The sequence below is a fragment of the Wolbachia endosymbiont of Dirofilaria (Dirofilaria) immitis genome, assembly GCF_013365455.1.
GTDB lineage: Bacteria > Pseudomonadota > Alphaproteobacteria > Rickettsiales > Anaplasmataceae > Wolbachia.
In genome coordinates, this window is the sequence record NZ_CP046578.1 from 692558 (window position 1) to 709033 (window position 16476).

The 16476-nt window shown below is 34.9% G+C and carries 11 protein-coding genes and 1 tRNA gene; all 12 read left to right on the forward strand.

All coding sequences use genetic code 11. The features are described from left to right. The first annotated feature begins 246 nt into the window (after positions 1-246). The 12 genes from rpsL (at position 247) to GOY12_RS02795 (ending at position 16144) form a co-directional block, all read left to right on the forward strand. Positions 247-621: a 30S ribosomal protein S12 gene (rpsL, locus tag GOY12_RS02740; protein WP_175818529.1), complete on the forward strand. Its 375-nt coding sequence runs from the start codon at positions 247-249 to the stop codon at positions 619-621. Positions 622-625: 4 nt separating this feature from the next. Then, entirely contained in the window at positions 626-1105 is a 480-nt protein-coding gene (gene rpsG / locus GOY12_RS02745; RefSeq protein ID WP_175818530.1) for a 30S ribosomal protein S7, read from the forward strand. Between the two features lie 17 nt (positions 1106-1122). Then, the gene (gene fusA, locus GOY12_RS02750) at positions 1123-3189 is read left to right on the forward strand and encodes an elongation factor G (protein ID WP_175818531.1); all 2067 of its coding nucleotides are present in this window, start codon (positions 1123-1125) and stop codon (positions 3187-3189) included. 11 nt (positions 3190-3200) lie between these two features. After that, positions 3201-4373 carry an elongation factor Tu gene (gene tuf / locus GOY12_RS02755; RefSeq protein WP_175818532.1) on the forward strand — a complete coding sequence of 391 codons (1173 nt, stop codon included), beginning with the start codon at positions 3201-3203 and terminating at the stop codon, positions 4371-4373. 14 nt (positions 4374-4387) lie between these two features. Continuing rightward, positions 4388-4460, forward strand: a tRNA-Trp gene (locus GOY12_RS02760). A gap of 19 nt (positions 4461-4479) precedes the next feature. Next, positions 4480-4680 (forward strand): preprotein translocase subunit SecE, encoded by a 201-nt coding sequence (secE, locus tag GOY12_RS02765; protein ID WP_175818533.1) that lies wholly within the window; start codon positions 4480-4482, stop codon positions 4678-4680. Further along, entirely contained in the window at positions 4670-5500 is an 831-nt protein-coding gene (nusG, locus tag GOY12_RS02770) for a transcription termination/antitermination protein NusG (protein ID WP_175818534.1), read from the forward strand. The genes secE and nusG overlap by 11 nt, the downstream gene beginning before the upstream one ends. Positions 5501-5502: 2 nt before the next feature. Continuing rightward, positions 5503-5943 carry an uL11 family ribosomal protein gene (locus GOY12_RS02775; protein WP_175818535.1) on the forward strand — a complete coding sequence of 147 codons (441 nt, stop codon included), beginning with the start codon at positions 5503-5505 and terminating at the stop codon, positions 5941-5943. A gap of 4 nt (positions 5944-5947) precedes the next feature. Then, entirely contained in the window at positions 5948-6607 is a 660-nt protein-coding gene (rplA, locus tag GOY12_RS02780; protein ID WP_175818536.1) for a 50S ribosomal protein L1, read from the forward strand. Between the two features lie 4 nt (positions 6608-6611). Further along, the gene (gene rplJ, locus GOY12_RS02785) at positions 6612-7145 is read left to right on the forward strand and encodes a 50S ribosomal protein L10 (protein WP_175818537.1); all 534 of its coding nucleotides are present in this window, start codon (positions 6612-6614) and stop codon (positions 7143-7145) included. 9 nt (positions 7146-7154) lie between these two features. Continuing rightward, positions 7155-7556 carry a 50S ribosomal protein L7/L12 gene (gene rplL / locus GOY12_RS02790; protein WP_175818538.1) on the forward strand — a complete coding sequence of 134 codons (402 nt, stop codon included), beginning with the start codon at positions 7155-7157 and terminating at the stop codon, positions 7554-7556. Positions 7557-7621: 65 nt separating this feature from the next. Next, positions 7622-16144 (forward strand): DNA-directed RNA polymerase subunit beta/beta', encoded by an 8523-nt coding sequence (locus GOY12_RS02795; protein WP_175818539.1) that lies wholly within the window; start codon positions 7622-7624, stop codon positions 16142-16144. The last annotated feature ends 332 nt before the right edge of the window (positions 16145-16476 follow it).

Sequence of the window (16476 nt, forward strand, 5' to 3'; positions counted from 1 at the left end):
ATTACCAAGAAGTGCTTGATCATAAGACTAAGAGATTACTATTGTCTTCTTATACTTCTATTAAATAAATCTCATCTAGGTTTTAAAAGACTTTACAAAATTTGAGCTTTGTATGTATTGGATAGTAATTATAAAAGTGAAGCTAAAATTATTAGAATAATAATGTTTATTTTTATATTGACTATTGAAGTTTATTATTTTATAACTAAAACTTAAGTTGTTTTAATGATCCTGAGTTTTTAATGTATGCCTACGATAAATCAGTTGGTACGCAAGGGTAGGTTAAAGTTACTCTGCAAGAAGAAGGTGCCTGCTTTAGGGAAAAGTAACCCTCAGAGAAAAGGTGTCTGCACTAAAGTATACACTACAACTCCTAGGAAACCCAACTCAGCACTACGTAAAGTGGCAAGAGTAAGGATTAGTGGATATGGTGAAGTAACGGCTTATATACCTGGTGAAGGCCATAACTTACAGGAGCATTCCGTCGTTTTGATACGAGGTGGGCGAGTTAAGGATTTACCAGGTGTACGCTATCACATAATAAGAGGTACTCTTGATCTACATGGTGTACAAAATCGAAAAAAGGCTCGTTCAAAATATGGTGTAAAAAAATCTGGTTAAGTTTATGGCCCGTCGAAACAAAGCAAAAAAGAGGGAGATAATTCCTGATTCACGTTATGGTAGTGTTTTATTAATGCGCTTTATTAATGTCATCATGAAATGTGGCAAAAAGTCCACTGCAGAAAAGATTGTCTATAATGCTCTATCTCTAGCCGAAAAGAAAATAAAGGAAAGTGGAATATCAATTTTCGAAACGGCGGTGGAAAATGTTACTCCTTCTATAGAAGTTCGTCCTCGTCGCATTGGCGGTGCAACTTATCAAGTACCTGTCGAGGTTAGAAAGGATAGAGCAGTTTCTTTAGCATTAAGATGGATTGCTGAAGCAGCCACTTCAGCTCGAAAAAAAAGTGGGAAAACTTCTGCTGATTGTCTACAAGCTGAAATGATAGATGCTTACAATAAACGCGGTGGCGCATTTAAGATGTATGAAGAAAAATATAAAATGGCTGAGGCCAATAAAGCTTTTTCCCATCTTAGTTTTTAATGTTAATTAATAGTAATATGGAAATTAGTATATCTGAATATAGAAATATAGGTATAATGGCTCATATAGATGCTGGCAAAACTACTACAACAGAGCGTATTCTATTTTATACTGGTAAACAAAACAGAATTGGCGAAGTGCATGATGGTGCAGCTTCTATGGATTGGATGGAGCAAGAAAAAGAGCGTGGTATTACAATCACATCTGCTGCTACAACTTGTTTTTGGAACGGTCATAAAATTAATATAATAGATACTCCTGGACACGTTGACTTTACTGTTGAAGTTGAAAGATCCTTAAGGATTTTAGATGGTGCAGTTGCTGTATTTGATGGAGTTGCAGGAGTAGAACCTCAATCTGAAACTGTCTGGCGTCAAGCTGATAAATATAATGTCCCTCGTATCTGTTTCATCAATAAAATGGATAGAATAGGAGCAAATTTTCATCGATGTGTTGATATGGTTAAAAGTAAGCTAGGAGCAGTACCTTTAGTTATTCAGCTACCAATAGGGAATGAAAAAGATTTTAAGGGTGTAGTAGATCTTATCTCTATGAAAGCTATTACATGGGAAGAAGAAACATTAGGTGCTAAATTTTTCCATGAAGATATTCCGTCTAATTTACTTGATAAGGCTCAAGAGTATCGAAGTCTTTTATTAGATACCGTAGCTGGGATGGATGACGAAGCAATGAACATTTACTTTGAATTTAACGACTTACCAGTAAGTTTACTAAAGAAGTGTGTGAGAAGCGGTACCATTAAAGGAATATTTGTCCCAGTATTATGCGGATCAGCTTTTAAAAATAAAGGGGTGCAACTACTCTTAAATAGCATAGTTGATTTTTTACCTTCTCCTATTGACGTTGATGAAATTATTGGAAATAATCCTAAAGATCTAGGAAAAAAAATTGTAATCAAGCCTTCAGAACAAGAAAAATTTGTTGCTCTTGCATTCAAAGTGATGACAGACAAATTTGTAGGCAGCTTAACATTTATTCGTATTTATTCTGGTAAGTTAAAGTCTAAGTCTACTATATTGAATGCAGGGAAAAATGAGACTGAATGGATTGGTAGAATGCTACTCATGCACGCAAATAACAGGGAAGATATAAGTGAAGCTAAGGTTGGAGATATAGTTGCTTTGGTTGGGTTAAAAAAAACAATCACTGGTGACACTCTATGTTCACATGATTTTCCTATATTATTAGAGCGTATGGAGTTTCCTGAACCTGTTATCGAGATTGCTGTAGAACCTAAAACTACTTCAGATCAAGAAAAATTAGGTATTGCTTTGAGTAGATTAGTAGCAGAAGATCCTTCTTTAAGAATGTCAATAAATGCAGAAAGCGGTCAGACTATATTAAAAGGCATGGGTGAGTTGCATCTTGAAATTGTCACAGACAGGGTAAAACGTGAATTTAACGTTGATGTTAATATTAGTGCGCCCCAAGTTGCATACCGTGAGACTATCACTAAATCTGTTGAGGTTGATTACACTCACAAAAAACAATCTGGTGGTGCTGGTCAGTTTGCAAGAGTAAAGATCTTATTTGAGCCTCTTCAAGCTGGCTCTGGATTTCAATTTGAAAGTAAAATTGTAGGTGGCGCAATTCCAAAAGAATATATTCCTAGTGTGCAAAACGGTTTGGAATTAATAAAAGAGGAAGGTATAATTTCTGGTTTCCCAGTCATTGACTTTAAAGCTACTCTTATTGATGGTGCTTTTCATGAAGTCGATTCAAGCCCTTTGGCTTTTGAGCTGGCTGCTAAAGGCGCCTTTAAAGACATGGCAAGTAAAGCTAGTCCAAAGATGTTGGAGCCTATAATGAGAGTTGAAATTATTACACCTGAAGAGTATATGGGTGATATTATGGGTAATGTAAATAGCAGAAGAGGGCAAGTTTCAAGTATGGAAACACATAACAACAGTACTATAATCCTTGCTTTAGTGCCTCTTGCAAGTATGTTTGGCTATATAAATGTTTTACGTTCTATATCTCAAGGAAGAGCTCAATATAGTATGCATTTTTCCTGTTATGAGCAAGTGCCACAACGTGTAGCTGACGAGTTAAAGTATAACTAGGAGTAATAATTATGGCACAAATAGTAGAGGCATTTGGTAAACCGCATGTAAATGTAGGAACAATAGGACATGTAGATCATGGGAAGACAACGTTGACAGCAGCAATAACGAAGTACTATGGACATTTCGTAGCATATGACCAAATAGATAAAGCACCCGAAGAGAGAAAAAGGGGAATAACAATAGCAACAGCACATGTCGAGTATGAAACAGATAAGAGACACTATGCACATGTTGACTGTCCCGGGCATGCTGATTACGTAAAAAATATGATAGTAGGTGCAGCACAAATGGATGCAGCAATATTGGTAGTGTCCGGAGTCGATGGGCCAATGCCGCAAACAAGAGAGCATATATTACTAGCAAAGCAAGTTGGTGTTAAGTATATTGTTGTGTATATAAATAAAGCTGATGTAGCTGATCATGATATGATTGGTTTAGTGGAGATGGAGGTCAGGGAATTGTTGAGCAAGTATGAATTTCCTGGTGATGATGTTCCTGTAGTGATTGGGTCTGCATTAAAAGCGCTAGAAGATGAAGACAGTGAATATGGAAAGAAGTCAATAGAAAGATTGATGGAAAAATTAGATGAATATGTAGCAGTTCCACCAAGGCCTGTGGATTTACCATTTTTGATGCCAATTGAAGATGTATTTTCAATACCGGGACGTGGGACAGTAGTAACAGGAAGAATAGAAAGAGGAGAAATAAAAACAGGTGAAGAGATAGAGATAGTAGGTTTGAAAGCAACGCGGAAGACAATATGTACAGGAGTAGAAATGTTTAAAAAGTGCTTAGATAAGGGGTGTGCTGGGTTGAATGTAGGAGTATTGCTAAGGGGAACAAAAAGAGAAGAAGTAGAAAGGGGTCAAGTATTGGCAAAGCCAAATTCAATAACACCGCATAAGAAGTTTAAAGCAGAGGTATATGTATTGAAGAAAGAAGAGGGAGGAAGACATACACCATTTTTTGAAAATTATCAGCCGCAGTTTTATATAAGAACTACGGATGTGACAGGAAGTATAAAATTGTTAGAGGGAAAAGAGATGGTAATGCCAGGAGATAATATAAGTATAGAAATAGAATTACAGGTACCGATAGCAATGGATAAGGGATTGCATTTTGCAATAAGAGAAGGCGGTAGAACTGTTGGTTCTGGTGTTGTTTCCGAAATTTTGGAGTAGAAAGTTTCAGCTATAGGAGCGTAGCTCAATCGGTAGAGCACTGGTCTCCAAAACCAGAAGTTGTAGGTTCAATTCCTATCGCTCCTGCATTAATATTGTATTAGAGATGTTAAAAAATTTGAGTAGTTTTTTTTATGATATAAAACAAGAAATAAGAAAAGTTGTCTGGGCAAAAAAGCAAGAGGTATTGTCGTCTTTATTTGTTGTAGCAGGCATTATATTATGCTTCTCAATTTTCTTTTGTTTAGTAGATTTTATATCTCTTTATACAATTAAAGCTTTATTTGGAATCGTTTATGGAATATAAATGGTATATCATCAAAATTAATTATGGGCATGAAAAACATGTACGTGAATTGGCAAATAATGCTCCCTACTTCAAGGAGGTATTTATTCCTTATCAAATAATGTGCAGTTCAAAATCTGATACACAAGAGCCATGTAATATATATATATATATGCATCTATGTGACAGGAGCAAGGATATATTGAATCAAACATTAAAATGCTGTAGCGATGTAACTAGTGATCTTGAAACAGTCTCAGATGATGAAGTAAGTCTGAAGCGTAGAGAATTCAATAAGTATAAATGGTATATCTTGAGAGTCGTTTCTAACTACGAGGAGAAAGTATGTCAACACATATTAGAAAATTCTATGAGATTAGGGGTCAGTAATTACTTTAAGGAAGTTTTTATTCCATATGAAGAACCAAATGAAGCAGAGTTAAGATCTAAAAAAACTGCCATGCGAAGAAAGTGCTTTCCAGGTTATGTCTTTTTATATGTAAATCTGTGCGACGAAGTGCTAAATTTTATTAATAATATACCAAAATCTCTTAAAGTTTATGGATTCTTAAAAAATGGTAACCTTCCTAAGGTAATCTCTAATGATGAGATTTACTTAATGTGTAATGCACTCTATAATGCTCAAGAAAAGAGAAAATTAAGTCACGGCTATGAAAAAGGAGAAAAAGTAAAGATTAATGATGGTCTTTTTCAAAATTTCACTGGCAAAGTAGACATGATTAATGATGAGAAAAAAATTATTAACGTAGAAGTGTCAATTCTAGGTAAACCAACAATAATAGAGTTAGATTTAGTTCAAGTAGAGAAAGTAGAAAATTAGCTATGAGTGGTATAATTGCCAAGATTAACTTATTAATAGAAGCAGGGAAAGCAGTCCCTTCTCCAAAGATTGCTTCAGTACTCGGCCCACGTGGTATATCAGTCCCTAAGTTTTGCGAGGCTTTCAATAAAGTGACCAGCACAGCTAATGCCAATTACAAAGTAGGTGATTTAGTAACAGTTCGAATTTCCATAAAGGATGACCGTTCCCACAATTTTATTATCAGTGGCCCACCTGTAGCTTACTTACTTAAGCAAGAAGCCAAATTAAATAAAGGCTCTCGTGAGCCAGGTAAAGAACTGGTGGTCAAGTTGGCTATGTCTGCTATAATTAAGATAGCAAGACATAAAATGGTTGATATGAAAGTGGATAATGAAAATTCAGCAGTAAAAATGATTATAGGCACTGCTAAGTCTATGGGCATAGAAGTTATAAAAGGTTAAAAATATGGGTACACATTATGATAATCTTAAGCAATGTTTAGAAAAGATTATCAAGTCCGCTCCAGCAAAGTTTAACGAATCAATTGATATTGCAGTCAATTTAGGTATAAACTCACGTAAATCTGAAGAGCAAGTACGTGGTATAGTAGTTTTACCTAAAGGTGTTGGAAAAGATATCAAAGTAGCTGTTTTTATTCAAAGTAATCATTTATTAGAAGTTGAAAAAGTCAGTGCTGATATTATAGGAGGAGAGGATCTAGTTGAAGAGATAAAAAAAGGTAGAAAGCTAGATGTTGATTGGTGTATCACTACTCCTGACTTTATAACAAAAATTACTCCTATTGCAAAAATACTAAGTGCTAAAGGGCTGATGCCTAATCCTAAATTTGGCACAGTAACTCCTAATATTGCAGGGACTATTAAAACCATTAAATCTGGTCAAGTAAAGTTCAGAACGGATAAAAATGGTATCATTCATAGTAAATTAGGAAATATCAAGTTCAGCATTGATGATTTACTAGAAAATTTTAAAGCTTTTCTTAAAGCAATTAAAAACAATAAGCCTATTTCTGCAAAGGGGGTATACTTTAAAAACGTCTTTTTAAGTTCAACTATGGGAAAAGCTTATGAAATAAGCAAAGTGGAAGATATAATCAGGGAGTAATAAAGTGAAGCGTAAAAGTAAGGATGAGTTTATACAAAACATAACAAACGTGTTTACAAACAATGATTTTTTAATACTGGTAAGTTTTAAATCTATAAATGCTAACGATTTATTAACTTTCAGGAACAAGCTAAAGTCTATGGCAGGCGGGATGTTAGTAGTCAAAAATACTCTAGCCCGTTTAGCTTTAGAAAGAGCTAGTAAGTTTTCTTATCTCTCAGATAGGTTTTTTGGTCCAGTTGCTATTATATACTCTAATGGTATAGTGAAAGCTACAAAACTGGTAGTTGATTTTACTAGTGCTAATAAAGAGAAGATGTCTGTGATTTGTGCAGCTCATTTAAATCAATTGCTTACAGTAAAGGATGTCAATAAATTGGCTAAATTGCCTTCTTTAGATAAGTTGCATATTAAAATTATGCGTTTAATATCTTATAATATCCCTGCTCGATTAGCGTTATCTATCAACTCACCATTCATGAGGTTTATGAGAGTGTTGGATTATTATAATTCTAAAAATAAATTTATTAATAATTAAGGTAGTAATATGAGTAATGTAACAAATAGTTTAGCCGATAAAATATTATCTTTAAATCTCTTAGAGGCCGCTGAACTTGTAAAAATTTTAGAAGAAAAAATAGGTTTACCTGCTGGCTCTTTTGTTGACAGAGCTGTTAGTGCTGACACACCAACTAATGACAATGCCATTAATCTTGCTGTTCAAGAAAAAACTGAATACAAAGTTGTAATTAAAGAAATTGATACGAGCAAAAAGATGGAAATTATTAGAACAGTCAGAAAGGTTAATTCTACATTAGGTTTAAAAGAAGCAAAAGAGCTAGTTGAATCTCTACCTCAAGATTTAACTGCTAATATTCCTAAAGATGAAGCAGAAAAAATAAAGCAACAGCTCATCGAAGCAGGAGCAACTAAAGTGGAACTTGAATAAGATGTTTGTTTTAGTATATTAGCTATATATTGATGCAGCATTTTCAGTTAGTTTGAGGTATTTTGATGGTTGATTCTTCTTGTATGCATGTTTCTAGTGCTTTTATTCCTAGAATTTCCTATTCTAGGTCAATTGATTTAAAAGATTCTTTACTCGATCCAGTTAAGGTTCAAAAAGAGTCATATAAGTCATTTACTCCTGGAGGCCACGGTAATGAAAGACTCGAATCTATCTTTCATTCAGTCTTTCCAATAGATGATCCTCTGCACAGGGCTACTATTGAGTTTATAAGCTGTAGGATAGATAACCCTAAATATGATGAGTCTGAATGCATAAAGCGCAGCATAACTTTTTCCTCTCGTGTTATTGCTTTTATACGTCTCATTGTTATGCAAGATGGTATTTCTCTCGATGAATATAAGCTCATTAAAAAAAACGGCGATCATGCTAAGCTTACAACCATTATAAAATTTACGGGAGAGCAAGAAGTCCATTTTTGCGAATTACCGATGATGACTGATAAGGGTACTTTCATCATTAATGGTGTGGAAAAAGTCATCGTTTCACAAATGCACAGGTCCCCTGGTGTATTTTTTGATAGTGACAAGGGAAAAACTTACAACTCCGGTAAGCTAATCTATTCTGCTAGAGTTATTCCTTATAGAGGCTCTTGGCTCGATATTGAGTTTGACGTCAAAGATCTTTTATATTTTCGTATTGATAGAAAAAGAAAACTACCAATCTCAGTTTTGTTAAAGGCACTAGGTCTGTCAAACAATAGTATACTCGATAAATTTTATGAGAAGGTAAAGTATACAAAATATAAAAATGGTTGGAAAGTACCTTTTATACTTGATAGGTTTAAAGGAATCAGGTTACCCTTTAATTTAATGGACACCGAAGGTAATATATTGCTTAAGGATAATATTCGCATTACTTCAAGGCTAGCCAAAAAGCTATATGAAGACGGTTTAAAAGAGTATCTAGTCCCTTTTAATTCTATATGTGGTTTATTTCTTGCAGAAGATTTAATAGACAGCGCTAGTTCTACAAAAATTTTATCTGCTGGTGAGCTTATAAAGGTGGAAGATGTAAAAAAGCTTGAGCTATTATCTATAAATGAAATATCAGTATTAAACATCGATAATCTATCTGTTGGACCTTATATATTAAATACACTTCTCCTAGACGAAAATATGTCTTATCAAGATGCGCTATATGAAATATATAGAGTCCTACGTCCTGGTGAAGTCCCTGTTTTAGAGATAGTAGAGGAGTTTTTTCATAATCTTTTTTTCAATCCTGAATATTATGACTTATCTAACATTGGCAGGTTAAAACTTAATTCCTGCCTTGGATTAAATTACAATGAAAATTTAACTGTCCTAACACATACAGACATTATTGAAATTGTAAGAAAAATAGTACTGTTACGTGACGGCCAAGGATCTGCAGATGACATTGATCACTTAGGAAATAGAAGAGTGAGATCAGTTGGGGAATTTATAGAAAATCAGTTTAGAGCTGGGTTATTAAAACTAGAACGTGTAATAATCGATTCTATGTCTACTTCTAGTTTAGATAAAGTTTCCCCATCTGATTTTATTAATCCGAAAGTGTTAACCAACACCCTAAGAGATTTTTTCAATTCTTCTCAACTATCCCAGTTTATGGATCAGACTAACCCATTATCTGAAATAACTCATAAAAGAAGGCTATCAGCATTAGGCCCTGGAGGTCTAACAAGGGATCGTGCAGGGTTTGAAGTGCGTGATGTCCATCCAACTCATTATGGAAGAATTTGCCCAATTGAAACCCCTGAAGGGCAAAATATAGGGTTAATCAATAGTTTAGCTATATATGCACGTGTTAATAAATATGGTTTCATCGAAAGTCCTTATAGAAAAGTAATTAATAGGGTCGTTACTAATCAAATTGAGTATCTATCTGCAATAGATGAAGGTTCATACTATATAGCTGATACTAGTGCAAAGCTTGATAAGGATAACTGTTTTATTGATGATATGCTATATTGTAGGTACGCTGGAAGTTTCGTTATGGTAAGTAGTGATCAAGTAAGCTACATTGATGTATCTCCTAAGCAAGTAATATCAGTCGCAGCCTCTTTAATTCCATTTTTAGAAAATGATGATGCTAATAGGGCATTAATGGGTTCAAATATGCAACGCCAAGCTGTACCTTTATTAAAACCTACTGCTCCTTTAGTTGCTACTGGCATGGAGTCTTTCGTGGCTTCCGGTTCTGGTGCCGTAGTTTTGGCAAAACGCGATGGCATAGTCGATAGCTCTGATAGCAATTCTATAGTTATACGTGCTTTTGATGAAAAAAGAGTTAACTACCTAGGCGTGGACATCTATCATTTAAAAAAGTTTCAACGTTCCAACCATAATACTTGTATTAACCAAAGGCCATTAGTACGTGTAGGTGACTATGTTAAAGAGGGTGATGTAATAGCTGATGGCCCTGCAATCAACAGTGGTGAGCTAGCACTTGGCAAAAATCTGCTAGTCGCCTTTATGTCTTGGCAAGGTTATAATTTTGAAGATTCTATTGTTATCTCCAGTGAAGTTGTTAGAAGAGATTTGTTTACTTCTATCCATATAGAAGAATTCGAGTGTATCGTACACGATACTCCTCTAGGATCAGAAAAAATAACTCGTGCTATACCTGGTGTCAATGAAGAAAATTTATATCACTTGGATGATAGTGGTATAGTAAAAATTGGCACAAGAGTAGGACCAGGGTATATTCTAGTAGGTAAAGTTACACCTAAGCCATCCTTTTCACTACCTCCTGAAACAAAATTGTTGATGACAATCTTTGGTGAAAAGTCATTCGATTGTGCAGATTCCTCTTTATATACACCTCCAGATGTTGAAGGAACAGTAATCGATGTACGGGTCTTTACACGCAGAGGGGTTGAGGAAAGTGAGAGAGCACTGCTTATTAAGCAAAAAGAAATGGAGGATTTAAAAAAAGAGCGAGATTACATAATTAATGTAACTAGTAAGTATTTTTATGATGAACTAAAAAAGCTTCTTGCCTATCCTTGCTCTCAAGATCAGAAGAAACTTGACACTATTGAACGTGAACAATGGTGGAGTATAGGATTAAAAGACCGGTCTATCTCTGAGCAAGTCAAAAGCTTAAAAAAGGATTTTGATGAAAAAATACTAAACGCAACTATACAATTCAAACAAAAAGTAGAAAAACTAGACGAAGGTTATGATCTGCCTCAAGGTGTATCGATGTCAGCAAAAGTCTTTATTGCTGTGAAGCATAGCCTACAGCCGGGAGATAAGATGGCTGGTAGGCATGGAAATAAAGGAGTAATTTCCAGAGTTGTACCAGTGGAGGACATGCCTTACTTAGAAGATGGTACTCCTATTGATATCATCCTTAATCCTCTTGGTGTTCCATCAAGAATGAATGTAGGACAAATATTAGAAGCTCATGTAGGTTGGGCTTGTAAAAAGCTAGGAGAAAAAGTGAGCGACATCCTAGATGAAATTAATAAAATTAAAAGTACTTTCTGTAAAGAAATTAGGTCCCTTGACAGTGATAGCTTTGCAAAATTCACAGCAGCATATCTCAACAATAAAAAAGTTGGAGAAGTTAGTGATGATGAAATATTAGCATCCATTTTCAACACATCTAATAAAAAAGCACTAAATGATAAGCTAAATGCATTAGTGGAAAATTATTTAAACTCTTATAAAAACGCACATGACAATTTACGTAATTTCCTTATTGAAGTTTATAGCTGTGGTAGTAACACATCTATTTGTAACAATATTTATGAAGTTAGTAATAGTAACTTAATTGAGTTTGCATACAAGTTACGTGATGGTGTCCCTGTGGCTGCACCTGTATTTGAAGGTCCAAAAGATGAAAACATAACAAAACTATTTAAACTTGCCGATTTAGATAATTCTGGGCAAACCATACTGTACGATGGCTGTACCGGTGAAAAATTTGACCGTAAAGTTACAGTTGGTTATATGTATATGCTTAAGTTACATCACTTGGTTGATGATAAAATTCATGCACGTTCAGTAGGTCCTTATAGCTTAGTTACTCAGCAGCCTCTTGGAGGAAAATCCCACTTCGGTGGCCAGCGTCTTGGTGAAATGGAATGTTGGGCATTACAAGCCTATGGTGCTGCTTATACTCTACAAGAAATGTTGACTGTGAAATCTGATGACATTAATGGCAGAATTAAGATTTATGAGTCAATAATAAAAGGTGATAGTAATTTCGAATGCGGAATTCCTGAATCTTTCAATGTAATGGTAAAAGAACTACGTTCTCTATGTTTAAATGTAGCTTTAAAGCAAAACGATGTGGCTATTGAGGATATATCTCATACTAATATTGCACAGTCCTTCGATAAAATTAGCATATCAATTGCTAGTCCTGAAAGTATTAAATCTATGTCTTATGGTGAAATAAAAGATGTTTCAACTGCAAATTATCGAACATTTAAAGTTGAGAAAGGTGGGCTATTTTGTCCTAAGGTTTTCGGCCCTGTCAATGACGATGAATGTTTATGTGGAAAATACAAAAAAAGAAGGCACAGAGGTCGCATATGTGAAAAGTGTGGAGTAGAAGTTACATCCTCTAAGGTAAGAAGAGAGAGAATGGGTCATATAGAGCTTGCGTCTCCTGTTGCTCATATATGGTTTTTAAAATCACTTCCTTCAAGGATTGGAGCATTATTAGATATGTCTCTAAAAGACATCGAAAACATTTTATATAGCGATAACTATGTTGTAATAGATCCTCTCGTTTCTTCCTTTGAAAAAGGTGAGATTATTAGCGAGAAAGCCTACAATGAAGCTAAAGATAACTATGGAACAGATAGCTTCATAGCTATGCAGGGTGTTGAAGCTATAAGAGGATTACTCACTCGTCTTGATTTATATGAAATTAGAAAAAATCTAAGACAGGAGTTAGAATCTGTTGCTTCTGAAATAAGAAGAAAGAAAATTATAAAAAGGTTACGTATTATTGAAAATTTCATTAAATCAGGAAATAGGCCAGAATGGATGATACTCACAACCATACCTATTTTACCACCTGACTTACGTCCTCTAGTATCTCTTGAAAGTGGCCGTCCTGCAGTTTCTGATTTGAATCACCACTACAGGACTATTATTAATAGAAACAATAGACTAAGGAAATTATTAAGCTTAAATCCTCCTGAAATCATGATTCGTAATGAAAAAAGAATGCTACAAGAAGCAGTTGACTCTCTTTTTGACAATAGCCGTCGCAACGCTTTAGCAAATAAAGTTGGTAGTATTGGATATAAAAAGTCTATCAGCGATATGCTAAAAGGAAAACAAGGTCGTTTCCGTCAGAATTTATTAGGAAAAAGGGTAGATTACTCTGGACGTTCTGTAATAGTTGTTGGTCCAACTTTAAAGTTAAATCAATGTGGGTTACCAAAAAGAATGGCTCTTGAATTATTTAAACCTTTTGTTTACTCAAAGCTTAAGATGTATGGTATGGCTCCAACTATCAAATTTGCTAGTAAATTAATAAGAGCAGAAAAACCAGAGGTTTGGGATACACTAGAAGAAGTAATAAAAGAGCATCCTGTTTTATTAAATAGAGCACCTACTTTACATAGACTTGGTATCCAAGCTTTTGAACCAATTCTTATTGAAGGCAAGGCGATACAACTTCATCCACTTGTCTGTACAGCATTTAATGCTGATTTTGATGGCGATCAAATGGCAGTGCATGTACCAATCTCACTAGAAGCTCAGCTTGAAGCTAAAGTATTGATGATGTCAACCAATAACATTTTAAGTCCTTCTAATGGTAGACCAATCATAGTTCCTAGTAAAGATATAATTCTCGGCATATATTATCTAACTCTACAAGAGCAGCCTAACAAAAAAAATGATTTGCTATTCTTAGGAACCTTTAGTGAAGTTGAACACTCTTTAAGTAATAAAACTTTACATATTCATTCTAGCATAAAGTACAGAATGAAACATAGTAGCAATGGCAAAATCTGCTACAAAACTGTTTACACAACTCCTGGTCGCTTAATGCTATGGCAGATCTTTCCTAAACATAAGAATCTAAGCTTTGATCTCATAAATCAGTTGTTAACAGTTAAGGAAGTAACTAATATAGTTGATTTAGTATATCGCAACTGTGGACAAAGTGCTACAGTGGAATTTTGTGACAAGCTAATGGTACTCGGTTTTGAGTATGCTACACTTTCTGGTATTTCTTTTGGTCGTTGTGACCTAGTTATACCCGAAACTAAGGCCACGCATGTTAATCATGCAAGAAGTGAAATTAAGAAATTCTCTATGCAATATCAAGATGGGCTAATTACTAGAAGCGAGAGGTACAACAAGGTTATAGATGAGTGGTCCAAGTGCACAGATATGATAGCCAATGATATGTTAAAAGTAATATCTGTATATGATAAAAGCAGCAAGTATAACTCAGTATATATGATGGTTAATTCTGGTGCAAGGGGTTCTACTTCACAGATGAAACAGTTAGCTGGAATGAGAGGACTCATGACTAAACCTTCTGGTGAAATTATAGAAACACCTATAGTTTCTAACTTCCGTGAGGGTTTAAACGTATTCGAGTATTTCAATTCTACTCATGGCGCACGTAAAGGTCTCGCTGATACTGCTCTCAAAACTGCAAACTCTGGATACTTAACTCGTCGTTTAGTTGATGTATCTCAAAATTGTATAGTCACAAAACATGACTGTGGAACTAAAAATGGTCTTGTTGTGAGAGCTACAGTTGAAAGAGGTACCATAGTTGCATCTTTAGAGAGTGTAGTATTAGGAAGAACAGCTGCAAATGATATATATAATCCAGTAACAAAAGAATTATTAGTAAAAGCAGGAGAATTAATCGATGAAAGTAAGGTAAAGCAAATTAATATTGCAGGTCTTGATGCTATAAAGATTAGGTCACCGTTAACCTGTGAAGTAAGCTCCGGCATATGTGCGTTATGTTATGGAAGAGATCTCGCAACTGGCAGAGTTGTCTCAATAGGTGAAGCAGTTGGTGTAATAGCTGCTCAATCCGTCGGAGAACCTGGTACTCAGTTAACAATGCGTACTTTTCATATAGGCGGAGTAATGACTAGGAGCGTTGAATCCTCAAATATCACAGCTTCTATTAATGCTAAAATAAAATTAAATAACAGTAATATAATTACAGATAAAAATGGAGATAAAATCGTAATAAGTCGTTCTTGTGAAGTTATATTGATTGATAGCCTCGGCAGTGAAAAATTGAGACACAGTGTACCTTATGGTTCCAAGCTTTATGCAGATGAAGGTCAATCAGTAAAAATCGGCGATAAAGTTGCAGAATGGGATCCTTATACATTGCCTATCATCACAGAGAAGACAGGTACAGTATCTTATCAAGATCTGAAAGATGGAGTATCAATTACTGAAGTAATGGATGAATCTACAGGAATATCAAGTAAAGTAGTAAAAGATTGGAAATTACACTCTAGTGGAGCTAATTTACGTCCTCGCATAGTATTACTTGATGATAATGGCGAAATAATGATATTAGCAAGTGGTGTTGAAGCATGTTATTTTATACCAATAGGTGCAGTACTCAACGTACAAGATGGTCAAAAGGTCCAAGCAGGCGACATTATTACAAGAATGCCAAGAGAATCAGTTAAAACTCGTGATATTACTGGTGGGCTACCAAGAGTTATAGAGTTATTTGAAGCACGACGTCCTAGAGAGCATGCTATTGTTAGTGAATTAGATGGCTATGTAGTTTTCTCCGAGAAAGATAGGAGAGGAAAACGTAGTATATCAGTTAAGCCTGTTGATGAACAAATTTCTCCAGTTGAATATTTGGTACCAAGAAGCAAGCATGTAATAGTCAACGAGGGTGATTTTGTGCGCAAAGGTGACCTCTTAATGGACGGTGATCCTGACCTCCATGATATTTTACGTGTACTTGGGTTAGAAGCTTTAGCACACTATATGATTTCTGAAATACAGCAAGTTTATAGATTACAGGGTGTTCGCATAGACAACAAACACTTAGAGGTGATACTAAAACAAATGTTGCAAAAAGTAGAAATCACTGATCCTGGTGATACCACATACCTGATAGGAGAAAGCATTGACAAGCTGGAAGTTGACAGAGAAAATGATACCATGAATGCTTCTTGCAAGCGTCCCGCTAAATATCTTCCTATTTTGCAGGGAATTACAAGAGCGAGCCTTGAAACCAATTCCTTTATTTCTGCTGCTTCTTTCCAAGAAACAACTAAAGTGCTAACAGAAGCAGCATTTTGTGGAAAGGAAGATTCTTTAAGTGGGTTAAAAGAAAATGTTATAGTAGGAAGATTAATTCCTGCTGGTACAGGTTTAATTATGAGCAAGATTAAGGCACTCTCACTTCGCGATGATGTAAATAAATACGAAAAGTATTTCGACATTGAAACTTATGATGAAAAATTATTAAGGAACAACAGTCATAGCTCACATCCTAGTGAGAAAGGAAGTTTAGTAGGATCACACTATGACCAACTAAGTTGAATGAACAACCAGAGCAGTGTTTAATAAGCATATACCATCGCATATATATCATATATAGCAGTTTATTGAATGTCTAGTATAGTTTTAAAATGCTTATTGTTCAAATTCAGGCACACAATTCCTCTACCGTAAATACCAAATTTACAAACTATTGGTATTCTCACGCTTTTCATCTATAATCTAGAATCAACGTTTCAAGCAGCTGTTCTTAACTTAAAGTACATAACTATATGTCACAATATTAGCTTTCAAAAATGTATCAAAATGCTGAGAGTCATAAGTTTGACAAAAAAAATCTTACGGCATTACTCTGTAATAAGCCATAAGCAAGA